This is a genomic window from Pontibacter sp. 13R65 (assembly GCF_047525655.1).
GTDB lineage: Bacteria > Bacteroidota > Bacteroidia > Cytophagales > Hymenobacteraceae > Pontibacter.
Map to the genome: position 1 here is coordinate 1 of NZ_JBLIQL010000016.1, position 24122 is coordinate 24122.

General features: G+C 49.1%; 18 protein-coding genes. 6 read left to right on the top strand and 12 right to left on the bottom strand.

Going from position 1 to position 24122, the window contains the following annotated elements; genetic code table 11:
- Positions 1-296: 296 nt before the first annotated feature.
- The 8 genes from ACMA1I_RS16695 to ACMA1I_RS16730 form a co-directional block, all read right to left on the bottom strand.
- Positions 297-1193 (bottom strand): mechanosensitive ion channel family protein, encoded by an 897-nt coding sequence (locus tag ACMA1I_RS16695; RefSeq protein WP_337069559.1) that lies wholly within the window; start codon positions 1191-1193, stop codon positions 297-299.
- A gap of 375 nt (positions 1194-1568) precedes the next feature.
- Complete coding sequence (locus tag ACMA1I_RS16700; RefSeq protein ID WP_337069560.1) at positions 1569-3818, bottom strand: cation:proton antiporter; 2250 nt, start codon at positions 3816-3818, stop codon at positions 1569-1571.
- Between the two features lie 184 nt (positions 3819-4002).
- Positions 4003-4197, bottom strand: a complete 195-nt coding sequence (locus ACMA1I_RS16705) for a hypothetical protein (RefSeq protein WP_337069561.1) — start codon at positions 4195-4197, stop codon at positions 4003-4005.
- A gap of 227 nt (positions 4198-4424) precedes the next feature.
- A complete protein-coding gene (locus ACMA1I_RS16710; RefSeq protein ID WP_337069562.1) occupies positions 4425-4862 on the bottom strand; it encodes a hypothetical protein in 438 nt (145 codons plus the stop codon).
- Positions 4863-4906: 44 nt separating this feature from the next.
- On the bottom strand, positions 4907-6367 hold the full coding sequence (locus ACMA1I_RS16715) for a potassium/proton antiporter (protein WP_337069563.1): 1461 nt from the start codon (positions 6365-6367) through the stop codon (positions 4907-4909).
- Positions 6368-6555: 188 nt separating this feature from the next.
- Positions 6556-7845 carry a kynureninase gene (kynU, locus tag ACMA1I_RS16720; protein WP_337069564.1) on the bottom strand — a complete coding sequence of 430 codons (1290 nt, stop codon included), beginning with the start codon at positions 7843-7845 and terminating at the stop codon, positions 6556-6558.
- A 227-nt stretch (positions 7846-8072) separates the two neighbouring features.
- Positions 8073-9161, bottom strand: a complete 1089-nt coding sequence (locus ACMA1I_RS16725; protein WP_337069565.1) for an amidohydrolase family protein — start codon at positions 9159-9161, stop codon at positions 8073-8075.
- 134 nt (positions 9162-9295) lie between these two features.
- A complete protein-coding gene (locus tag ACMA1I_RS16730; RefSeq protein ID WP_337069566.1) occupies positions 9296-9823 on the bottom strand; it encodes a 3-hydroxyanthranilate 3,4-dioxygenase in 528 nt (175 codons plus the stop codon).
- 262 nt (positions 9824-10085) lie between these two features.
- On the opposite strand from ACMA1I_RS16730, the gene ACMA1I_RS16735 reads away from it, so the two are divergent.
- From ACMA1I_RS16735 to ACMA1I_RS16750, 4 genes are all read left to right on the top strand, one after another.
- Entirely contained in the window at positions 10086-13832 is a 3747-nt protein-coding gene (locus ACMA1I_RS16735) for a metallophosphoesterase (RefSeq protein WP_337069567.1), read from the top strand.
- Between the two features lie 165 nt (positions 13833-13997).
- Positions 13998-14786 carry an SDR family oxidoreductase gene (locus ACMA1I_RS16740; protein ID WP_337069568.1) on the top strand — a complete coding sequence of 263 codons (789 nt, stop codon included), beginning with the start codon at positions 13998-14000 and terminating at the stop codon, positions 14784-14786.
- Between the two features lie 241 nt (positions 14787-15027).
- Positions 15028-16470, top strand: coding sequence for an aldehyde dehydrogenase (locus ACMA1I_RS16745; RefSeq protein ID WP_337069569.1), 1443 nt, complete (start codon positions 15028-15030; stop codon positions 16468-16470).
- Between the two features lie 2 nt (positions 16471-16472).
- The gene (locus tag ACMA1I_RS16750) at positions 16473-17018 is read left to right on the top strand and encodes a hypothetical protein (RefSeq protein ID WP_337069570.1); all 546 of its coding nucleotides are present in this window, start codon (positions 16473-16475) and stop codon (positions 17016-17018) included.
- Here the strand turns inward: ACMA1I_RS16750 and ACMA1I_RS16755 are convergent.
- From ACMA1I_RS16755 to ACMA1I_RS16765, 3 genes are all read right to left on the bottom strand, one after another.
- Positions 17015-17731, bottom strand: a complete 717-nt coding sequence (locus tag ACMA1I_RS16755; protein WP_337069571.1) for an ATP-dependent Clp protease proteolytic subunit — start codon at positions 17729-17731, stop codon at positions 17015-17017. The two genes, ACMA1I_RS16750 and ACMA1I_RS16755, sit on opposite strands and share 4 nt — an antisense overlap.
- Positions 17732-18007: 276 nt before the next feature.
- A complete protein-coding gene (locus ACMA1I_RS16760; protein WP_337069572.1) occupies positions 18008-18226 on the bottom strand; it encodes a hypothetical protein in 219 nt (72 codons plus the stop codon).
- Between the two features lie 3 nt (positions 18227-18229).
- The gene (locus tag ACMA1I_RS16765; RefSeq protein WP_337069573.1) at positions 18230-18766 is read right to left on the bottom strand and encodes a sigma-70 family RNA polymerase sigma factor; all 537 of its coding nucleotides are present in this window, start codon (positions 18764-18766) and stop codon (positions 18230-18232) included.
- Between the two features lie 211 nt (positions 18767-18977).
- Here ACMA1I_RS16765 and ACMA1I_RS16770 point away from each other — a divergent pair, with 211 nt between their 5' ends.
- Positions 18978-20249, top strand: a complete 1272-nt coding sequence (locus tag ACMA1I_RS16770) for a chloride channel protein (protein WP_337069574.1) — start codon at positions 18978-18980, stop codon at positions 20247-20249.
- A gap of 226 nt (positions 20250-20475) precedes the next feature.
- On the top strand, positions 20476-21132 hold the full coding sequence (locus tag ACMA1I_RS16775) for an HPP family protein (RefSeq protein WP_337069575.1): 657 nt from the start codon (positions 20476-20478) through the stop codon (positions 21130-21132).
- A gap of 568 nt (positions 21133-21700) precedes the next feature.
- On the opposite strand, the gene ACMA1I_RS16780 is transcribed toward ACMA1I_RS16775, so the two are convergent.
- Entirely contained in the window at positions 21701-23935 is a 2235-nt protein-coding gene (locus ACMA1I_RS16780) for a S9 family peptidase (RefSeq protein WP_337069576.1), read from the bottom strand.
- Between the last annotated feature and the right edge of the window lie 187 nt (positions 23936-24122).

Consider the following 24122-nt stretch of genomic DNA (forward strand, 5'->3'; position numbering starts at 1 on the left):
TCTATGATAAAGTGCATAAGGCTAAGGAGTTAGGTGAAACATCGGACAATATTTCTACCTAATCCTTAGCCTTTTTTGTTGCGCAAATGCCTGTCTTAAACCAAATTAATTCCCGAGTTCACGTTCGGATTTTAATTAGGCTGTTTAAGAATTCCTGTACAAATTATTCTAATGAAAATGTTAATTAGGCTGTTTAAGAATTCCTGTACAAATTATTCTAATGAAAATGGCCTTCAAGAGGTGTTTTGGCTTAAAACCATCTCAGGGTATAATGAGCATAAGAGTGCTGAGATGGCTTACTCCTCCCCATCGGATTGCACGAACCTGGTGGTTGGGTAGGCAAAGTGTATGTCGGGGCTAGCTAAAAACTCCGTCAGCACCTCTTCCCATATTTTATTTTCGCTCTCGCGGCGGCCGTTCAGGTTGCATAGGTAACGGATGGTGAGCTGGATACCGTTTTCTCTTACTTTGGAAAAAACACGGGGCTTAAAGTCTTTGTAGAAAATGAGGTGGTGCTGCGCATTCTTCCGGATAATTTCCTGCGCCCCCTCGCTAAGTTGCACGGTGTGTTTGGCAGCAATTACCAGGAGCGTTTCTTTTGCTTTTTGCCAGTTGCTCTCAAACGTAATCCGCACCTGCAGCTCGTGCCACAGAAACGGGAAAGCATAGTTGTAGTTAATTTGCGACCTATTAAATATGTGGCTGTTAGGAATGTGCACAACCCGCCCTGTCGCCTGTTCAGAATCTACCCACTGCCCGAGCTCGTTGAGCGTGAACTGAAAGAAGGCTATGTCTATTACATCGCCGGTATGTTCGTTTATTTTGATGCGATCACCCACTTTAAACGGGCGTTTCCAGATCAGAAATACCCAGCCAAACATGTTCATGATAGGGTCGCGAAGGGCTACCACCAGGCCGGCAGATAAAAGGCCCAAATAGGTGGCAATAGACTGAAAGCCATTGAACCAGATATTAGCCAGCGCCATAATGCCCAGGCCCGTTACCACGTAGTTTGTGGTTTTTTTCCACTGATAGAGCTTGCGGGAATCTGTCTGTCGTTTTGCTATAACCCGCAGCAGCAACCGGCTAATTATCCACAGCCCGAACAATACGAAAACCGACGAGATTATATCTTCCTGAATAGAAGGCGTGAGGCCTAGTACTTCTTCTATCCAATGTTCAATTCTGCGCATGCATTCTACCTTTTTTTAGAACTACCTTGTTTTATGCTGCCAACGGAGTTTAAATGCAGCAGGGCGGTTTAGGTAGTGGTACTGCCTCGTTACCCCATAGCTGCCTGTACTTAGTACACAGCGAAACTGTTTAATGGTTACTTTAAAGTTCAAAAATTCAATTCCTGGTTACTTCCTACCTGCTTCCAAAATTTCTTTACAAGGTGGCTAGCAAGTCTATTTTGCTCCTATACTTACTTAAAACTTTATGGCTATGTTCCGGATACTTGCAAGGGCTGTTACTTCTCTTTTAAAATGCCCATTATGCCTGATCTATGTATACCAAATGCCACTGCTGATAATGCCTAAAGCCATAGAACAGAAACTCTGATTGCCTTAATTTATGTGTTCTTTATGTTTTGTGGCTTCCAGTTGCTTTATGCGCCAGGGGCTGCCCACAATCCAGAGCAGGTCGCCTTCTTCAAACACCAGCTCAGAGTCCGGGTTTAGTATGCGCTCGCCGTTCTTCTCGATTCCAACAATAAGGCCTTTTGTTTTTTCGCGCACACCAGACTCCCGAATAGATTTGTGCAGCAGCACTGAGTCAGCAGAAACCACAAGCCCTTGCAGCTTAATTTCTTCTTTGTCGTAGGCTCCGTCTGTGGCCGGCACTGCTTCTGACTCTATAAACTCTTTAAAAGCTTCTAACTGCTCATCTGTTCCGAAAATATACACCTTATCGCCCGGCAAAATGCGCTCGTGCCGTGTAGGTGCCATCAGGGTGCGGTCTCCCCGTTCAATTACCGCTACATTTACGCCAAACTTCTCCCTCACCTGCAGCTCAACCAAGGACTTGCCCACCGCAACCGACCACGCCGACACTTCGAAACTGGTCAGGTGTACATCCCAGGGGGTAAGGGTGTGATGGAGCTTTGCAGCCTCGTTAATTTCGCGGGCATTGAGGTTAGACATAAACCGGTTTTCGATTCTGATGTAAAAGCTTTGTATCCTCTTAGAGAATATCGCCATGAGCACCGTAATGACCAACCCTATCAGAATAGCTACCTGCACCGAGAAAAACTGGTGCAGCAAGAACACCACAAACAGAATGGCAATACCAATTCTGGCAAACTCCAGTACAATGATCAGGCTCCGGTAATTTCTATTGGCCCATATGCGACCCTGTGCTTCTTTTTGGGTGTGGTGCACAGCTAATGCCCACAGAAAAGGCGCCATCAGGATGAGTGTAATAGCCGAGGTAATCATATCGCCCAGGTTGCCGTTCATTACATTTTCTGAAATAAACGGATTCAGGTATCGGGCCGAAAGCAAAACAATGGCAATAATAATAACTGTATAAATTACCAGGTTCAGGACGTAAGACCGGAGCACCAGTTTCCAGTCGCTGGTGGTACCAATGGTTTGGGCGCCGGAGCTGTACTCATTTAGCTTACTAATCCACCTGGCGGGTAATATCGCCTCCACCGACCTGTGCAGCGGCTCTGCCATCCGGATCATATAAGGAGTGGTAAAGGTGGTGATAGCCGACACCGCCACCGCCACCGGGTACAGAAAGTCGCTGGTCACGTTCAGGGTAAGCCCTAGCGTAGCGATAATAAACGAGAATTCCCCGATCTGCGAAACGCTCATGCCCGACTGGATGGAGGTTTTTAAACCCTGGCCAGCTATAAGCCCGCCACCGGTAATGCTGAGGAACTTGCCCACCAGCGTTACTACCGTAATAATGGCAATTGGCCCGGCATAAGTTACGATCATGGCCGGATCTATGAGAATACCCACCGACACAAAAAAGATAGCTCCGAACAAGTCTTTTACCGACGCCACCAGGTGCTCAATTTTTTCGGCTTTGGTGGTTTCTGCCAGAATAGAACCCATTATAAAAGCACCCAGTGCCGGCGAAAACCCAACCTGTGCCGCCAGGATAACCATAAGCAGGCAAAGCGCTATCGACACGATCAGGAGCGTTTCGTCGTTCATGAGCTTACTTGCCTTTTTAAGGAAAGTCGGAATCAGGAAGATGCCTGCCAGGAACCACACGATCAGGAAGAAGGCCAGTTTGAGCACCGCTGCCAGCATTTCGGTGCCGGCAAACTGCTGGCTTACTGCCACAGTAGACAGCAACACCATAAGCAAGATCGCCACCAGGTCCTCCACAATCAGCACGCCAAACACCAGCCCGGCAAACCGCTGCGACTTTACGCCCAATTCATCAAACGCCCTGATAATAATAGTAGTAGAAGAGATAGATAGAATACCGCCCAGGAAAATACTGTCCATGGTAGACCAACCCATGAGCTTGCCGGCCAGGTAACCTAACACCAGCATCACCACCACCTCTACCAGCGCCATAACTGAGGAAGCACCGCCTACCTTTACCAACTTCTTAAAACTGAACTCCAGACCCAGGCTGAAAAGCAGGAAAATAACCCCGATTTCGGCCCAGATATTAATGTTCTCGATTTCAATAATAGTTGGGAAAAGCGCGATATGTGGCCCCACCAGAAGCCCCGCAATAATATAACCCAACACCAGTGGCTGCTTTAGCTTTTTAAACAGCAGCGTCATTACACCGGCGGCCCCGAGTATAAGTCCTAAATCTGTAACCAAGTGTGGTAAATGTGCCATGTATAGATCGTATTGTTTTTTTAATAAGGAAATTTGTGCTTAAGATACTCTAAAATTACGGAAGCAGGCGTATGCCGCAGGAGCAACAGCACTTCCGGAAGCGCCAAATTACAGCACCGGCAACTCTCCGGGATTTTACTGCAGTGGCGGCCATTTGTTTTACGGCTACTGCGTACGCTGCTCTCTACTCTATAACAGGTGCGTTATGCGAAACGGCAAACACAAGAATCGATAGAAACAGGAAAAAACTGTAAATAATAATTACATTGGTTCTGCTCCGCTTACCGTAGAACCAGAAGAGGCTGGTATCGGGGAAAAACAAGCCTACTAAGATTCCTAAAATAGAGAGCCATGAGATCAGAACTGAAAAATCTGTCATGTTAGTTACTAGCTGATAAATCCTGAACCTGTGAAAAGGCACAACACCAGAAGATGGCGGCACAGGCTAGAAGGCGTTTAAGGAAAAGCATAAGACACACTACCTATTGCTGCTGTTACCGCAATTGCAGCAACAGCAAACCGGATATGCCCATGCCGAAACCGGATAGGAATAGTGCGCTGCAAACCAGCGGGCACTACAACATAAAAGCAGTAGGATTAAAAAAGCTAAGGAGCATTGGGCTGCAGCACCACCGCCAGCAAACTGGTTAACGGTTGTGCGCCGCCTATGGCCACCGGACGCTCAGGAAGCAGCCTATTTGCAGCCAGAGTAAAAGAGACCAGGAGCAACAACGGATTGTGTACCGCCGCCTGCTGCAGGCCAACTACAATAACTGAGGATGTTTTGGCATCCTGAAAAGCGTGCACTGCCTGCTGCTCTACAACCGGGTTGCCCTTGTGTTCGGCACTGGTGGAGGCAGTAGGTTGGCAATGAGAGGTACTGGAAGCGGCTGTTTTTACCAGAAAGCTATAGACTTCTACCTCCTGCCCGGGCAGTGTAAGCGCCCATAGCAGCATAACCGCCATGAGAGGGTAGCGTAGTAAATAGCGTATATTCTTCAGGTTTAGCATCTCTGGATGCAAAAGTACGATTTTCTGGCTCAAAAAGAAAGGGAGGTTTGCAAGTGCAGCCGGAGCGGGCACAGCACTTAAATACCTAGCGCCTGGTTTACCTTCTCCAATTCTACATCGTCGTCTACCATTACCAGTAACTTATCGCCTTGTTCCAGCACGGTGGCACCGTTGGGCGTTACAAATTTCTCTCCCCTGTCTATCAGCACAATTAAAGCCGTTTTAGGAAACTGCAGCTCCACAATAGATTTGCCTACAGCTGTACACCCATCTATCAGTTGCAACTCCACAAGTGCATTCTTGGCATCGTAGCCCATTTCCTCGCCTAACCGGATGCTCTTTGGCCTGTTATCCTGCACGCCCAGGTGCAGCCACTTTGCCACCACCGTAAGGGTAGTGCCCTGCAACATCACAGAAATAAGCACAATAAAAAACACAATGTTAAAAATCATGTCTGACTTTTCGATACCCGCCAGCATAGGGTAAGTGGCAAACACAATAGGTACCGCCCCTCTTAGCCCCACCCAGGAGATATATAATTTCTCCTTGTGCGATGCCTTGGAAAAAGCCATGCTCACATAAACGCTGATAGGGCGGGCCACAAAAATCAGGAACAATGAAATTAGCACGCCTGTACCCATTACAGGTAAAATATGCGACGGAAAAACCAGCAGCCCCAGGGTAAGGAACATCAAAATCTGCATGAGCCAGGCCACTCCGTCATAAAACTTAAGCAGGCTGCCTTTGTGTATAAAGTTTCTGTTGCCCAGAATAACCGCCGACACATATACCGCCAGAAAGCCATTGCCACTGATGAGGTTGGTAAAGGCGTAGGTAAAAATAACCATGCCGAGCGTGAGAGCCGGGTACAAGCCATCCTGCTCCAGCTTTATTTTGTTTATGACCCAGGCCATAATTCTGCCCGAAACAACGCCCATAACCGCACCAATACTCATCTGCAGAAAGAACATCGGCACCAGTTCCAATATACCGGCGTTCTGATTTACAAGCAAAAAGGTAATACTTATAGTCAGGAAGTAAGCCATCGGGTCGTTACTGCCCGACTCCAGCTCCAGCGTTGGCCGCAGGTTGTTTTTCAGGCCGATACTCTTGGAGCGGAGAATAGAGAAAACAGCAGCAGCATCGGTAGAAGACACAATAGAGCCCAGCAACAGCCCCTCCAGCAAGGTAAAATCCGACACCAGCGACACAAACACCCCCAGCAGCACGGCCGTTATAAAAACACCCAGTGTAGATAATGAAACCCCTCGCCATAGCACTGGCCGAATGCTTTCCCAGCGCGTGTCGAGACCACCTGAAAACAGGATAAGGGTAAGCGCAATAGACCCGATCGACTGCGCCGACAACGGATCGTCGAAGTAAATGCCGCCTATACCCTCGGAGCCAGCCAACATGCCTACACCCAGAAACAGGATAAGCGCCGGTATGCCTAACCTGCCTAAACTCTTGGTTATAACTATGCTGATTAGCAGCAAACCAGAAACGCCTAGCAATATGTCTTCGATGGTAAAATTCATATGCTAACTGTTGAAGTACAGTAATAGATTGATTGCTTGCGTCAATAAATGCTTCCTAAATTACGCTCTTCCGGATTTTAATATGCCAACATGTAAAAAATCGTATTGTATAAATTCTGCTAATGAAAACAGCCTTCCAGAGACTTTTCTTCCTGATATAAGCCTAGGCCTGCCGCTCTGGCAGATGCTTACTGCTGCGCCCGTAGCTCGCCGGTAAGGCAAACCCGCAGAACTTCGGCAAATCGGTATACTTCTTCAAATGTGTTGTATAGCGGCGTTGGTGCCACCCTGATGACGTTAGGCTCGCGGTAATCTACAATAATGCCAGCCTCCATGAGCAGGTCGAAGAGCTGACGGGCGTTCTGCTTTACCAGCAACGACAGCTGGCACCCCCGTGCCTGTGGATCGCGCGGTGTAATAACCTCCAGCAAGCTTTTATCTGCTCCAATATCATCTATCAGAAACTCCAGGAAACCAGTAAGCTGTTTGCTCTTGGCCCGTAGGTTTTCCATACCGGCCTCCTCGAAGAGTTCTAGTGAGGCGCGATGCACGGCCATGGGCAGAATCTGGGCATTGCTCAATTGCCAGCCAGCAGCACCGGCCATGGGTATAAAGCCCTTCTTCATCTGGAACCGTTCTTTAACCTCATGTCCCCACCAGCCGGCAAAACGTGGCAGATCAGGGTTGTGGGCGTGGCGCTCGTGCACAAACACGCCGGAAGTGCCACCGGGTCCGGAGTTCATGTATTTGTAAGTACACCATACGGCAAAATCCACGTTCCAGTCGTGTAACTGCAACAGCACGTTGCCGGCAGCATGCGCCAGGTCGAAGCCTACTACTGCACCAGCTGCATGCCCTGCTCTGGTAATAGCCTCCATATCGAATACCTGGCCGGTGTAATAGTTAATGCCGCCCATCATTACCAACGCTAGTTCCTCCTGGTGCTCCGCAATGCTGGCCAGTATGTCTTCGGTGCGGAGCGTGTGCTCTCCTTCGCGCGGGAAGAGCTCTACTACGGCCTCATCTGGGTTATAGCCGTGGTACCTGGCCTGCGACTCCAGCGCATATTGGTCTGATGGGAAAGCGCCTCCCTCGGTAATAATTTTGTAGCGTTTGCCCTGCGGCCTGTAAAACGAAACCAGCATGAGGTGCAGGTTTACGGTGAGTTGGTTCATGACCACCACCTCCAATGGTTTGGCACCTACTACACGCGCTGTAGCCTCAGTGAGCAGCTCGTGGTAATGCAGCCAGGGTGTATCCGTTTTAAAATGACCTTCTACGGCATAATCGGCCCAGTTCTGCATTTCGTGGTCAAGAAAAGCCTGTGCCGATTTAGGCTGTAGACCCAGCGAGTTTCCGCAAAAGTAAATAGCGTCTTGCTTGTTTATCTGAGGTGCGTAAAACCGATCTTTTAAATGTCGGAGCGAGTCTTTCTGGTCCTGCTCCTGTGCAAAGGCAAGCGTGTTGCTATAGTTCATTCCGTAGTAGGTATAGTGGTAGGATTGTTTTGCAAGATGTGTTAAGTACCAAATCCTGCTAATATAGTTAATAACGACGGCTTCTAAAGTCGAAATAAGCCATCTGACTTTTGCCTGAACCGAGTCTCTCAGCACCTAAACTTTGCTTCGTACATGTAGCAGCGCACGAATTATTCTAATGAAAAAGGCCTTCCGGAGGTATCTTTGGCTAGCAAAGGCCTTGGGCATCAGGACCAGGACTTCCTTTTCCTGGAGCTGCTGCCTACCCGCACAAACTGCTCCTTCTTTAGGTTGAGCCATTCCAGCGCTGTGCCGTGCAGCAAGCGTTCTTTTACTGTCGCCTCGTAAGGCATCGACTCAATTAATTTACCAGGCTCGGCCTCACCCAATGGGAAAGGGTAGTCTGAGCCGAGGGCGATGCTGTTGGCCCCCACTGTCTGCAGCAGAAAATCGAGCGCCAGCGGGTCGTGCACCAATGAATCTACGTAGAAGCGCCCCAAGTATTCTTTCGGGTTCACGTTATTATCTACGGCGCACAGGTCGGGGCGCACCTCAAAGCCATGTGCAATGCGGCCAAGCGTAGCTGCAAACGAACCTCCGCCGTGGGCAAAGGCTACCCGCAGTTTCGGCAGCCGTTCCAGTACGCCACCAAAAATCAGGGAGCAGATGGCCAGGGTAGTTTCGGCAGGCATGCCAACCAGCCACGGGAACCAGTACTTAGTCATGCGTTTCTTGCCAAGCATATCCCAGGGGTGCACAAAAATGGCAGCACCCAGTTCTTCTGCTGCCTCAAAAATTGGGTAGAGGTCTGGGGCGTCGAGGTTAAGGTCGTTTACATGGGTGCCAATCTGGATACCGGCCATGCCCAGTTCTTTCATGCTCCGCTCCAGCTCCTTTATTGCCAGGTCGGTATCCTGCATGGGCAAGGTACTGAGGCCAACAAAGCGGTCGGGGTAATCGGCTACAACGCCGGCAATATGGTCGTTGAGCATCCGCGACAAGTCGTAGGTATGCTCCGGCCTGGCCCAGTAATTAAACATAACCGGCACCGTAGACAGCACCTGCACCCCCACTTTTGCACCGTTGCAATCGTGCAGGCGCACGGCCGGGTCCCAGCTGTTATCCTGAATTTCGCGGAAGAACTTGCCATCCATCATCATGCGGGCGCAGCAGGGCTTATAGTGCTCCAGCCGCACAAAACCGCCATAGCCATAGCGATCATGCAAATTCGGCCATGTTTTAGGCAGGATATGCGTGTGTATATCGATCTTTAAGAGATCAGGTGCTGGCGGTATGGGAGAAGTTTGTTTTTGCATGCTGTGGTCCGGAGGGAAGGCTACTGAAGTTTATACGAAATGTACCCGCTGAAGCAACAATTGATTAGGATAAACCAATTATTCTAATCAAAAAGCCCTTCCGGAGCCAAAAACAGCGCAAAAGTACCTAAGGTTTAGGCAGGCTTGGCAGGCGGTGCCATTACTTCGCCACAGTTCTTGCAGGTGCGTCGCTCTTCGTTCTCCCAGAAGTTGTTCATGATAACAGGCAGCTGCCCCACAATATCGGTTACGTCGGCATATTCTTCGTAGAGCTTGGTGCCGCAGTTTTCGCAGAACCACAGAAAACCATCTTTCTCTCCGGCTTTTCTATAACGCTCTATCACCAGGCCAATGGAGTTAGCGGGGCGGCGGGGAGAGTGTGGCACTTTTGGCGGAAGCAGAAAAATTTCTCCTTCTTTTATAGGAATGTCTACTGGCTTGCCGTCTTCTATAATCTTGAGTACAATGTCACCTTCCAGCTGGTAAAAAAACTCTTCGCCTTCGTCGTAGTGGTAATCTTTACGGGCGTTGGGGCCGCCCACCACCATCACTATAAAATCGTCGTTTCCCTTAAAAACCTGCTGGTTGCCAACAGGCGGCTTCAGCAGATGACGGTGCTCTTCTATCCACTGCTTAAAGTTGAAAGGTTTGGTTATAGCCATTGTTCTTTTTCTTTTGTTGATAACCCAAGTTACGAAAAAGCGCCAGATTAAGGCAACAGCAGCATTTTGAGAAGCAAATAATTAGAATGGAAACTTCTTCCGGAGCAAGATCTGCCCTGTTTGGAAAAATTAAAACTCAACCCGGGTTTAAAAGTATATATGCAAACCAAGTATGCGGGCCGGGTCCTGGCTTTCTTCGTCGTACTTACAAAACTGCCCTGGCTCTTACACGCCGCAACAGAGCAGACTTGCTACTATACCCATGAAACACGCTTTACAAGGATTACTTATTTTCTTAGCCGGACTTACCATTTACTCCTGTCGGAGCAGCAAAATATACTACGGCCCCGATGCACGCAAATGGCAGGAGCAGCAGCTACCCGACTCTGCCACACTTGCTTACACGGTGTACTTGCTGGGAGATGCCGGGGCTCCCAAGCCAGGAGAACCTACTTTTAAACTCCTGAAGTCGCAACTGGACCGCGACCCGAACAGCACCTTGGTTGTGCTTGGCGACAACCTGTACCACAACGGCTTATCTGAAGAAGGCGCAACAGGCAGAGACATACAGGAGCAGCGGCTGGATGACCAGGTAAACCTGGCTGCAGATTACCAAGGGAACGTATTTTTTGTACCCGGCAACCACGACTGGGATTATATGGGACCCAAAGGCCTCGAAAAAATACGCAGGCAGGAGCAGTACATCGAGCAGAAGTTAAACCGTGGCAATACGTTTGTGCCCGACAACGGCTGCCCCGGCCCCTTCACCGTAAGCCTGCACAACGATGTGGTGTTTATCGGATTCGACTCGCAGTGGTGGCTGCACCGGCACGAAAAACCTTATGGCCCCACCAGCGGCTGCCAGGCCACCAACGAAACAGAAATGCTACAGCAGATAGAGCAGATTCTGGAAGAGAACAAAGGCAAACATGTGGTGGTATCTGCGCACCACCCCTTCTTCAGCAACAGCAACCACGGCGGCTATTACTCGGTAATGGACCACCTGTTCCCGCTGCGCCTTATCCGCGATGGACTTTACGTGCCGTTGCCAGTTATTGGGTCGCTTTATCCCTTCTTCCGGAAATATGGCGGCGTAGACCAAGACATTCCGCACTTCCGTTACCAGCAGCTCATTAATGAACTTACCCGCATCTTTGTCCGCTACGACAACATTATTTACACCGCCGGCCACGACCACAACCTGCAGCTGCACCGCACCGAGAAGTTCGTGCACATTATCAGCGGCTCTGGCTGCAAATCGAACCATACCGAAAGAGGCAACAACGCTACTTTTGTGCATAACGAGAAAGGCTTTGTAAAGCTGCTCTACTACACAAATGGCGATGCCTGGACCGAGTTCTGGACACCGAAAGGTGACGGCACGCAGGGGCAGGTAAACTACCGCGAGAAACTCTATAATCGCAAGGCGCCAGATGTGGAGACCATATGCCCGGAAACCCTTGTACAGAAAACACACGCTACCCGCACCCCCAGCCCTAACAAACTCGACTTGCACCCGCTGTCGGGCTTGCTGCTTCGCAGCCACTACAAGCAGGAATGGAACACTCCGGTGCAGGTTCCTTTGCTGGACCTCGGCACCACCAGCCACAGCCTCGCCCCTTTTGGTGTTAAAGAAAACCAGGACAAATACCTGCTACGCCTGCGCAATGCCGATGGCTTTGAGTATAGCTTCAGGCCCTTGCTGCGAAACTCGCTGCTCACGGTACCCACCCGCTACCGGCATGCCAGCTCCATAGAACAGCTCCGCGAAACCTGGCTACCGTCGCAGCACCCGTATGCACCGCTGGTAGTACGGCACCTTGAAAAAGCAGCTGGTGTGCTAACGCCATTCCCGCAACTCTACCTCCTCCCCGACCTTAACTGCCTGGGCGCTTACAAGGAGCAGTTCGCCAACAAAATGGGATACCTGGAACCCGATGCCGAAGATTATCATTCAAAAGAACTGGCTCCCATAGCCTCTCCCCCAGTACTTAGCTACAATAGCTTAGTGCTGGAACTCGAGCGCAACCACCAGCACCAGGTAAATGCGCGTGCCTTTGCCAAAGCCCGCCTCCTCGACATGCTCGTTGGCGACTGGGACCGGCACGAGGCACAGTACACCTGGGCACAGCAGCAACAAAAGGGCAAAACAGTGTACCTGCCCATTCCGGAAGACCGCGACAATGCCTTTTTCTACTTTAATGGCCTGTTACCCTGGCTCGCCAACAGGGGCTGGGGAGTGCGGGAGCTGCAACACTTCAGCCATAAAATCGACAACCTGAAAGGCCTGAACAGCGCCGCCCGTAACCTGGACCGTCGCCTGCTCAGTAGCCTCACCCCTGCCGATTGGGTGGCTATCGCCGACTCGCTACAGCAGGCGCTTACAGACGAGGTGCTGGACTCGGCGGTGCATCAAATGCCGGCAGAGGTTTTCAGCTACCATGGCGGTGAGATAGCCGCTAAACTAAAAGCTCGGCGCATGCAGCTGCAGGAGGTGGCACAGCGCTATGGCAAGTTATTGGCCCATTATGTTGATGTGTATGGCAGCGAGCAGGAAGAGCGGTTTGAGGTAGAGCGTAAACCTGATGGCACTACACACGTGCGCATGTACACAGCCGGAACAAAAGCCGACACACTGCTTTACAGTCGCACCTTCTCCCCATCCGAAACAAAAGAAGTACGCTTGTATGGCCTGGGCGGCAAAGACCAGTTCCATATTAGCGGCCGCCGCCCGACCCGTAAAGATATTCTGATCCGGATAATTGGGCACAGAGGGCATGGCCGCTACCAATATACTTACTCCGGCGATACACTGGCCGTCCCACATACGGAGCTTTACACCATTCACAATGCCAGCACCGATGAGTTGGTCGAAGACAACACCACTGAAACAGAAGCAGACTTTACTTCAGGAGATTTAATTAACAGTCCCGCCTCCGACAGGTTTTTCTACACCCATGTTGGCCCCAGCATGAGCCTGTTGTATAACCAAGCCGATGGCTTAGTGGCGGGTGTTGGGGTGCAGTACCGTTCTTATAAGTTCAGGAGCAACCCGTATGGCTCGCGGCACACCCTCCTCTACCAACGCGCCCTCTCCACCGGCATGAGTCGCCTGTTTTACCAGAGCGAACTCAAAAACTTTGCCTACGACCTCGACATGGTAAATACTGCCTGGGCCTACACTCCTTACTACAGCATGAGGTTCAGTGGCTACGGCAATAACCCTGCTACTGCTGCTGCTCCTGAATCACCACAACAGGTAGAATTTAGAAACATACATCTCTCAAGTGCGTTGCAAAAGCCTTTCGGCTCCTTTTTTGCCATAGGCGCAGGCCCCCTGTACGAGTATTACCATCTGAGCCAGCGCCGAAACAGTTGGGTATCCAATTACTTACCAGAGCAGGATAAGCGCTTGTTTGGCCATAAAAACTATTTTGGTGCCAGCGCCTTTTTCCGGACAGATGTAAAAGACAATAAATACAACCCAATGCGTGGTCTAGTTATCAACCTGGAGGCTAACTGGCTGATGGGGTTAAATAGCGGCATAGGCCGCTACAGCCGCTACAAATATGAGGTACGCTACTATATGAGTCCTACACTGCCATTCCAGCTTACTTTTGCCGGCAGGTTGGGCGGCTCTGTAAATACAGGCGAGTTTAGCTTTTACCAAGGCAGCATGTTGGGAGGCGGTGTTCTGCCGGACTTCAGTCAGAACCTTCGCGGCTACTACAGGTCCAGGTTTATTGGCGACAGGAGCCTCTATGCTAATCTGGAGATGCGCGTTTCGTTGTTTAATTACCGCCTCTACCTCTTTCCCGGCAAAGTAGGCCTACTGGGCCTTTACGACAGCGGCCGCGTCTGGACCCGCGTGAACCATACCGGTGGCTGGCACAGTGCCTATGGTGGTGGCGCCTGGATTTCTCTCTTCAACCGTATTGTTCTGTCCGGCACTGTGGCCCACTCTCCGCAAGGTTCCTTTGTTAATATTCAGCATGGTTTTTACTTTTAATAAACAGAAGCAGGAATACATAAGGGAGGGAACATACCTCTATTGCCCCACACCGAACAGGTAAGATTTAAAAGAACTGCTTATATTTAGAGATCAACAAACAGCATGAGGTAAAGCTGGCACTCCTGTGTTCCGGCCCTACCATTATAAATTAATTATCAAACCATGAATTTAGACCTGAAAAATAAACAAGCTATTGTATGTGGCAGTACGCAGGGTATAGGCAAAGCCATAGCAGTAGAACTAGCGCTGCTGGGAGCTAACATTACACTGGTTGCCCGCAACGAGGAAAGCCTAAAAGAGGTAGTGCAGGAACTGGCACAGTCTGACGGGCAGCAGCACGACTATCTTGTCGCCGATTTTGCGCGCCCGGAAGAGGTACAGCAGGAAATAGCAACCTACATACAGCAAAAGGAGGCTGTACATATTCTGGTAAACAATACCGGTGGCCCGGCAGGAGGCCCTATCACAGAAGCAAAACAGGAAGAGTTTCTGAAGGCGTTTAACATGCACCTGGTAAATAACCACCAACTGGTACAGGCGGTGCTGCCGCTAATGAAAAAAGCACGCTATGGCCGCATAATCAATATTATCAGTACTTCCGTAAAAGAACCTATACCAGGTCTTGGTGTGTCGAACACCACGCGTGGAGCAGTAGCCAGCTGGGCCAAAACTATGGCGAATGAGCTGGGACAGTTTGGAATTACAGTGAACAATGTACTTCCGGGGTCTACCAAGACCAGCCGCATTTATGCGTTGGTCGAGAGCCGGGCCGAGAAAGCCGGGCGCAGCAAAGAAGAGGTGCAGCAGGAAATGGAAAATGCCATACCTGCCCGTCGTTTTGCCGAACCCGAAGAAGTAGCCGCTGCCGCTGCCTTTCTGGCCACACCCGCTGCCGCTTACATAAACGGTGTAAGCCTGGCTGTAGACGGTGGCAGAACAGGAGCTATTTAGATGAGGGAACTTCGCCAAGGTAGAAATTAGAAAGCATGATGGCGTGAGCGTCCTTTTCGTGCGTACTATTCCGCGTACTCTGGCCGCTATAGAATCCGCAGTTTAGAGCCTGTATCCAGCAGAGGAAGTTTATTGAATGAATGAGAGGATGATTGAATCGATAGTTGGTATCAGTCTTATGACTCTCAGCAATTCAGAAAGTCTAATATCTATAATCTAGCATCTATAATCTAAAAGGACTTTGCTCAAGCTGAAGAATTATATAAACGGAGAGCTGGTGGAGCCAATCGCAAGGCAGTACATCAGCAATTACAGACCGGCTGTTGGCGTGGTTTACTCTCTCCTGCCCGACTCTGACGAGCAGGATGTGGAACTGGCGGTGCAGGCGGCATCGAATGCTTTTCCGGCTTGGGCGGCCATGCCAGCCCAGAAGCGTGGGCAGCTGCTGCTCCGGCTCGCCGACCTTATAGACCAGCACCTCGACTACCTGGCAGAAGCAGAAGCAATAGATACAGGCAAGCCGCTTGTTCTGGCTAAAACCATGGATATACCGCGTGCCAGCAGCAACATGCGCTTTTTTGGCACCGCAATCCAGCACTTTGCGTCTGAGGCACATGTTACGGAAGGCTCAGCCATAAACTACACAGTACGACACCCGCATGGGGTAGCAGGCTGCATTTCGCCCTGGAACCTGCCCTTGTACCTCTTTACCTGGAAAATAGCGCCTGCCCTGGCTGCCGGCAATTGCGTAGTGGCCAAACCCTCTGAAGTCACTCCCATGACGGCTTACCTGCTCTCGGAACTTTGCCAGGAGGCGGGGCTCCCGCCGGGGGTGCTGAACATTGTGCATGGCTATGGGCATAAGGTAGGGGCTGCTATTGTGACTCACCCAAAAATTCCTGTTCTTTCCTTTACAGGTGGCACTACAACAGGCCGTACCATAGCCGCCACAGCTGCCCCTATGTTCAAAAAGCTATCGCTGGAGCTAGGCGGTAAGAACCCGAATATTGTATTTGCCGATTGTGATTTTGATGAGGCCGTAGCAACCTCTGTTCGAGCCGCTTTTGCCAACCAAGGGCAGATCTGCCTCTGCGGTTCCCGCATCTTTGTGGAGCGGCCGCTGTATCAGCAGTTTAAAGCTGCCTTTGTAGAAAAGGTAAACGCTATGGTAGTAGGAGATCCGTTAAAGGAAAGCACGAATCAGGGAGCCATTGTGTCGGAGCAGCACCTGCAGAAGGTTCTTTCTTATATTGAACTGGCAAAGACAGAAGGTGGCACTATTTTAACGGGAGGTCAGCAAGTGCAAGTGCCCGGACGCTGCGCAGGCGGTTGGTTTATAGCACCCACTGTAATAGAAGGCCTCTCCTACAACTCCCGCACCAATACCGAAGAAATTTTTGGGCCAGTTGTTACTCTCACTCCTTTCGATACCGAAGAAGAAGTGATTGGGTACGCCAATTGTACCGATTACGGCCTCTCTGCCACCATCTGGACACAGCAACTTGCACGCGCCCACCGGGTGGCGCACCAGGTGCACGCCGGCATTGTGTGGGTAAATACCTGGCTCCTCCGCGACCTGCGCACGCCGTTTGGCGGCATGAAGAATTCTGGTATAGGTCGCGAAGGAGGTTTTGAGGCATTGCGGTTCTTTACCGAGCCGCAGAATGTTTGTGTGAAGCTGTAGCTATGGAGCCTGTACCTGTGCATACATCTTTTGAGGAAACGTATAGGCAGCTGCTCTTTATCGACAACTTTATTGTTGCTGCCTTAAGAAAGAAGATTCTGAAAAGGGTCTTCTTCTACCTTGCGTTTACAGCAGCCATTGTAGCTCTCTTCTTTTTTTCTGATAGTAACTTTGGTGTAGTGGGCTTGGTATTAGCACCTGTACTATGGCTGTTTTTTGGCCTTTACCTGCTCTACCTGAAATGGAAAACCCACAAAAGGCAAACTGTTACACTTAAAGACCTTGCTTCTACTTTTGTATCAGAAACAGATCCGGAAGCCAGGCTCTTAATTACAGGCGAGGCAGTGAGCTTTTTACTTACCAACAAAACGTTTACTGTTTTGTGGCATGAGTTTAAAGCATACCTGGAAGATGAAAATACCGTTTACCTGTTTCAGGACAGCCCCTACCATGCGTGGTCTTTTTCTGACAGAGAAATAAACGCTGCCACATTAGTAACTCTAAAACAAATGGCAAGGCAAAAGTTGCCGGTGCTAACGGTAGCTTAATCTTTATTCTCCCGTCCCAGCACTTCGTCTATAATGCCATATGCTTTGGCCTCATCGGCTTTCATCCAGTAATCGCGGTCGGAGTTGTCGTGTACTTCCTGGTAAGATTTGCCACTGTGCTTAGAAATAATATCGTAGAGTTCTTTCTTCAGTTTCAGGATTTCGCGGGCCGTTATTTCGATATCGGTTGCCTGCCCCTGCACGCCGCCCAATGGTTGGTGAATCATAACACGGGCATGCGGAAGAGCCGAGCGTTTGCCAGCTGCACCGCCACACAGCAGTACGGCTCCCATAGAGGCAGCCAGACCAGTACAAATAGTAGCTACATCGGGAGCTACATATTGCATGGTATCATAAATGCCAAGACCCGCGTACACCGACCCGCCCGGGCTGTTAATGTAAAGCAGCACATCCTTTTTAGCATCCGTAGACTCCAGGAACAGCAATTGCGCCGTAATAATGTTGGCAATGTTTTCTTCTACCTGCGTTCCCAGGAAAATAATCCGGTCCATCATCAGGCGCGAAAACACATCTATTTCACGGAAATTGGTTGGACGTTCCTCGATAACAGAACGCGTCATGCCCTCTATGCGGTGAATGCCTGCCGCATTTTCGACCTGGCGGAAATACCGGTCCATGTTTGAGCCGCTAATGCCTCGCCCCTGCACAGCATACTTGCGAAATTCGTTTTTGTTGTATTCTGAATTATTCATGGTCTATGTTTTATCTAAAGGTAAGAAAAAGTGACACAAGATTTTTTCAAATCTAAAGCGGTCGGTTTACTTTTTGAATTGATAGAAATTCTTTTTTCAGTTGATTCCAGATGCTAGACATCTTGAATAGCTTAGAAATAAAAGGTGCAGCATGAACTCCTGCACTTGTAAGCCTATTATTTAACAATTTAGCCATTTAACAATTAAATAGAAGTCAAATTCTGCTAATGAAAATGGCCTTCCGGAGCCTTCTTTGTAAAAAAGGCATATAGGGCCTTAGCCAAATAATCGATGGTGTATAGCCTGCAGTTCCTGTCGCAACTGCTGCCTGCCAGCCTCCTGTATCGCCTGGTACGATACCTGCTGCAGCATTACTTTCTGTTGCAACTCCTGGTCCCAGAGCAGCTGAATCTCTAGCTCCAGTTCCTGCTCTTCTTGCAAGTTGCCTCTCAAAAACGCTTCCAGCAGTTTAATTTCGTCTAATTCCGGTCTCATCGCTTATTTGAAATGATGTATTCCAAAACCCGACACCGACTTGCGCAGACGCTCCAGGCACTTAAATTTTTGCACGGTGGCCGAGCGAATATTTCGGTACTGGTGCTGCTGTGCTATCTGTTCCAGTTGCTGCCCCAGGTAGTAAAACGAGACCAGTATATCGCGGCACTTCGCCCCGAGCTGCTCTACAAAGGCTGCCAGGTCAGCAGCTGGTGCCTCTGCATTTGCCTCTTGCGGTAGCTGTTCGGCTACCGCGGCCGAAAGCTCCTGGTGGCGGCTACGTTTTTCCAGTTCGCGGCGCCAGCGGTTTTTGCAAACAGCCATAATATAGGTGGTAGGAGCTGCTGTTAAGGTCAGTTCCTTGTGCACTATTTTCTCATAAAACAAGATCATAGCCTCCTGAAGCAAATCCTTGGCATCGTCGGGGGAACCGTGCTGCTGCTTTACGTAGTGCAGCACCATGGGGTACGCTTTTGCATAAATTTTCTCCAGAGCTTCTTCGCGGTGCTCTATCAGCGCCTCGCGTAGATCTGTAGCCATCAAAGGTTGTTCTAGTGTCTGCATTTGCTTTTTTTGTTTATCCGGCACAAGCCTTCCATATCACCCTTGCCCTTAGAAAATATTTTTGAAGCCGTTCCTCGTTTCTATATTTCATTATAACGAATTATACCAGCTAAGTAGGTATACCCCCTTCAGGAAAAGCAGGTGCAGCAGGTTCTCCATTCGCATAAAAACTTTTTACCTTTGTAATATGGATTTTAAAACAAGAAGATTTGCCGTTACGCTTCGGAACCAGATAAACTACCCTTTGCAGTTTAACCCCTTTGTTTTTAGTAAGATATTTCTGTTATGGGTAGCTGTTGGAATTGTTGGAGGCGTTATAGCAGGCCTTTACTGGATGGTGCTCGAAGGTTTTCTACATTTTCTGGCGCCGGTGCAAGGACTCTATGTAATTCCGCTGATGGCTACGGCTGGTCTGCTGGCCGGCCTGGTTATTCATTATATGGGCGACCCCGGCGAAATGGACCTGATCGTAAATAACATCCGGTTTAAAGGCGGGCGGCTGGAACCTAAAAACAACCCTGCCATGATTTTGTCGTCGTGGCTATGTATAGCGAGCGGAGGAAGTGCAGGGCCGGAGGCACCATTGGTGCAGGTGGTTGGCTCTACGGGAACCTGGATTGCTAAAAAACTGAAAATTAGAGGAGAAGACCTACGCTCTCTGACCATAGCCGGTATGGCTGCTGCCTTTACGGCCCTTTTTGGTGCTCCGCTTGGAGGCACTTTGTTTGCCCTCGAAATTCTGCACCACAAGCATGTGGTGGAGTATTACCAGGCCCTGATTCCTGCCTTTGTTGCCAGCTGCTCCAGCTACGTTATTTTTATTCTGATTACCCACATTGGCATTGGCCCCACCTGGAACTTCCCGGTTTATTCCACACCCGAGCTAAACGACTTTTTTTATGCCATGCTGTATGCTTTAGCTGGCACAGCGGCCGGTTGGCTGTTTATTTTCACAGTGCGCCATTGCCGGAACCTCTTCCGGAAATTGAATGTGCCGATCTACATAAAAATGGCTGCCGGTGGATTGCTTATAGGCATAATTGCTTACTACGTGCCTCTGTCGCGGTACTTTAGCCACGATGAGTTAAATGTGCTCCTTGAGGAGCAGTTTACTTTGGAGTTTCTGGTACTGCTGCTGGTTGCTAAAATTTTAGCCATTAGCTTAACCGTAACTTCGGGCTGGCGTGGCGGCTTTATTATTCCGCTCTTTTTTGTGGGTGCCACGGTGGGCATGATTGTAAATGCCGCTTTTCCGGGGCAGAACCTCCCGCTCATTCTGGTTAGCTGCATGGCCGCCATTAATGCCTGTGTTACGCGCACTCCCATCAGCACCATTATTCTACTCGCCACCTTAACCGGCTTCCACCATTTTATACCGATTATGTTTGCCAGCCTTACCGGCTTTTTCCTGGCTCCCAAAACACCGCTAATAAATGCGCAGCTGGGGCTGCGGGAGTAATAATAGTCGCTTTGGCAGCTTTTTGTTGGCCTTAAAAGTTATTGCAACAGCTCCTGACTCCGAAACTTTACAAAGCTGTTCCTGTCTTATTACCTGGTATAACTAACCTGGCCATTTGCAGGGCTCGTTGAAGTGATGCTATCTTTGCAGGAACTTTAAATGCCTAACAGGTATTGCTATTACCTAAACGTGTACGGCCAGCAGAGCCTTAGGACCTGAAGTAATAATGAGAAAAATAAAGCGTAATTATAGAATAGCTAAGTATGTAGTTTACCGGCAGACTATCATCGACCCTACCGACCACATCTGGACATTTATTGGTTCTTTGTTAGGCATCGGAATTATTGGCTTTGTACAGACTCAAAATCCATTTGTATCGAGTTCCGATCAATTGTTTCTTATTGGTTCTTTTGGTGCTTCGGCTGTGTTAATTTACGGTGCCACTAACAGCCCCCTGGCACAGCCCCGCAACCTAATCGGCGGCCACTTAATCAGTGCATTGGTGGGGGTATCAGTATACAAGCTCTTTGGTAATCCGGAGCTTATGTGGCTTTCGTCTGCGTTGTCTGTTTCTTTTTCTATTGTTTTGATGCAGATTACTAAAACGCTGCATCCACCGGGAGGTGCAACAGCGCTTATTGCCAATATTGGTTCAGAAAAAATTAAAGCGCTTGGTTTCTACTATGTGCTAAACCCCGTGTTGTTTGGCGTGTTGGTACTGTTCCTGGTGGCTGTTCTGGTAAACAATATTCCGAAGAACAGAACCTATCCTTATAACAGCTACAAAGCCTTATTCTCTTGGAGAAAAAGGATTAAGCACCAGAAGTCTGCAGCTGCTCGTGCCAATCAGCAGCAGGAAGAGCTCACTCAGATGGACCTGTAAGTAGGTATATGCTCCTGCACTCTCTGAAGGAGCCCTTACTAACCAATCCTTCTATGAAAGTGGTGAAGTAGGTAATGCGATTCATTTGTAGTGTAGGTATCAGCTTAGAGTACTTTCTTCTCTTTTTATCCTCTTGAAATGATCTTTTGGGGAGTAGAAAGCTTCTTAGTTTAAGTTCGCATAGCTGCTTTTGCTACTGTGATAATTGCGTGAGGCTGTTTCATTGCCTGCTTCCTTGTTCTTTTTGTCTTGATACAAAAAGAACCAAAAAAATCAAGACGCGAAAAACTCGCTGAACGCTCAGACAGTTTAGCGTCATTAAGTACACCTGGCTAATAGGTCTGCGCTTTAGCTACTATGTGCAAAAAAATGTATCAATAGCTGATTGTACTACTAATAGCAATCAACAACCAAATTATTCTAATGAATTTGCCCTTCCGGAGGTGTTTTTGCCTTTGGATACGCATGGTTGATCAAGCATAGGCAGCTTTCTTAAGGAGTACCTGCGCTTCTTTCTACTAAAAAAGGCCCACCAATAGGTGGGCCTTTTGCATTTGTTACTCTGTGTTTACAGCTGTTCTTCTAAGCCAGTGTTTATCAGTTTGCGCTCCAGAAAGTTCGTCATCATGCGGAAACGGTGCAGCGACGTAATGCCTCCACCTACACCATGGTTGCGGTTCGGATAATAGAAGCTCTCGAACTGTTTGTTAGCACTAATAAGCGCATCTTGCATGGCTACCGCATTCTGAAAATGTACATTATCGTCGCCGGTGCCGTGTATCAGGAGCAGCTCCCCCTGCAGCTTATCAGCAAACTGTAGAGGCGAATTATCGTCGTAGCCAGCTGCATTATCCTGTGGTGTTTTCAGGAAGCGTTCGGTATAAATGGTGTCGTAAAAGCGCCAGTTGGTAACGGGTGCCACTGATATACCAGCTTTGAAAATACCGTTGCCTTTGGTCATGCCAAGCAGCGCCATGTAACCTCCGAAGCTATGGCCCCAGATTCCGATGCGATTTTTATCTACATACGCCTGCTGCCCCAGCCATTTGGCTGCCTCTATCTGGTCCTCTATCTCGTATTTACCTAAGTTAGCATAAGTGGCTTTTTTAAAGGCTGCCCCACGGGCACCTGTGCCTCTGTTGTCTACACTCACCACTACAACTCCCTTGCTGGCTAGCACCTGGTGCCACAGATAGTTGGCACCGCCCCAACTGTTGGTAACAGTCTGAGAGCCTGGGCCGCCATATACAAACATCAGCACCGGGTATTTCTTTTTCGGGTCGAAGTTGGCAGGTTTTATCATCCAGCCGTTTAGCTGCGTGCCATCGGCGGTATTTACAGTAAAGAACTCCTGCTTGGCAATCTGATACTGATCCAGAGTGTTGCGCAGCTTCTGGTTGTCTTCCAGCACCTTTATCAGCTTGCCGTCTTTAGCGGTGTGAAGGCTGACGGTTACAGGCACATTGGCAGCAGTGTGATAGTCCAGGTAATATTTAAAATCGTGACTCATGTTGATGGTATGCGTACCGGCAGCAGGTGTGAGCCGCTTCTTATTCTTACCCTTGCTACTAATGCTGTACAAGTGCCGATCGAGCGGCGACACTTCTGTAGACAGGTAATAAAGCACGTCGTTCTTTTCGTCGAAGCCTACATAGCTGCTTACCTCCCATTTACCAGTTGTAATCTGTCGCAGCAGTTTGCCATTCATGTTGTAGAGGTACAAGTGGTTGTAACCGTCTTTTTCCGAGGAATGAATAAAGCTCTTGCCATCTTTCAGGTACGTGAGATCATCTGTTATGTCGATGTACGCTTTATCTGTTTCTTTGAGTACCACATTGGCTTTGCCGGTTGTCGCATTGGCGTGTAAAATCTCCAGGGTGTTCTGCAGGCGGTTCATCCTCTGGACAGAGAGAAGATTGCTATCGTTCGTCCACTTCATGCGCGGCAGGTACATATTGGGCTCTGTACCAGTCTCCATCTTTATAGTCTGGCCGTTGCTTACATGATACACCGATACGCTTACAATTGAATTTGCCTCACCGGCTTTAGGGTATTTATACTTGTAGTCCTGAGGGTAAAGTTCGCCCCACATCTGCATGTTAAACTCCGGCACCTGGCTCTCATCAAAGGTATAGTAGGCAATTTTAGAGCCATCGGGCGACCAGTGAAAACCTTGGGCAAAGCTGAACTCTTCTTCGTATACCCAGTCGGCATAGCCGTTGATGATGGCGTTAAACTTGCCAGTGGTGGTAATCTGGGTTTCCTGCATCGTAGCCAGGTCTACCACAAACATGTTGTTGTCGCGGGCAAAAGCCACACGCTTGGCATCTGGCGAAAAGGTAGCATACAGCTGTTTTCCGCCGCTGCTCAGCCTGGTGAGTTTTTTACCAGCTATGTCGTAAATATAAAAGTCTGCTTTAGAAGAGCGGCGGTAGATCTGTTCAGTGCCGGTAGCAAACAGCACCTTCTGCTCATCAGAAGAAAACGAGTAATCGTCGAACTGCAGGGGCTGGTTACTTCCGGCTGGCTTCAGGTCCTCTCCTTCTATAATGGTAGCCACAGCCTGCCCGGTGGTTACGTCGTATTTCACGATATCATACACACGGTTTGCCTGATCTGGCACCTGGGAGCTGTAATAGCGGCCATCGTTCATCCAGTTTACACCATAAACCGATTTTGCGGCAAACGTGCCTTTCTGATAAATATCTTCCAGGGCAACTTCTTTTTTCTGCTGTGCCTGCGTGCTAAGGGCAAGGCAGCAAAGCACTATGGCCAGAACGGCCGATCTAACTTGTAACGGCATTAGTGTAGTTTTAGAGTTATTATAAAAGAACATTGCATTCAAAATCGGCTGCATCTATAACAGACTGGTTTGTTTCAGGTAAAGCATGCCCAAACGAAACCCTTGGGGTAGGCTCCTGCATGCTGTTATCTCAGCAGAGCATTTTAAAATTATCATAATAATATGATTCTTCCTTATGCCGGGAATT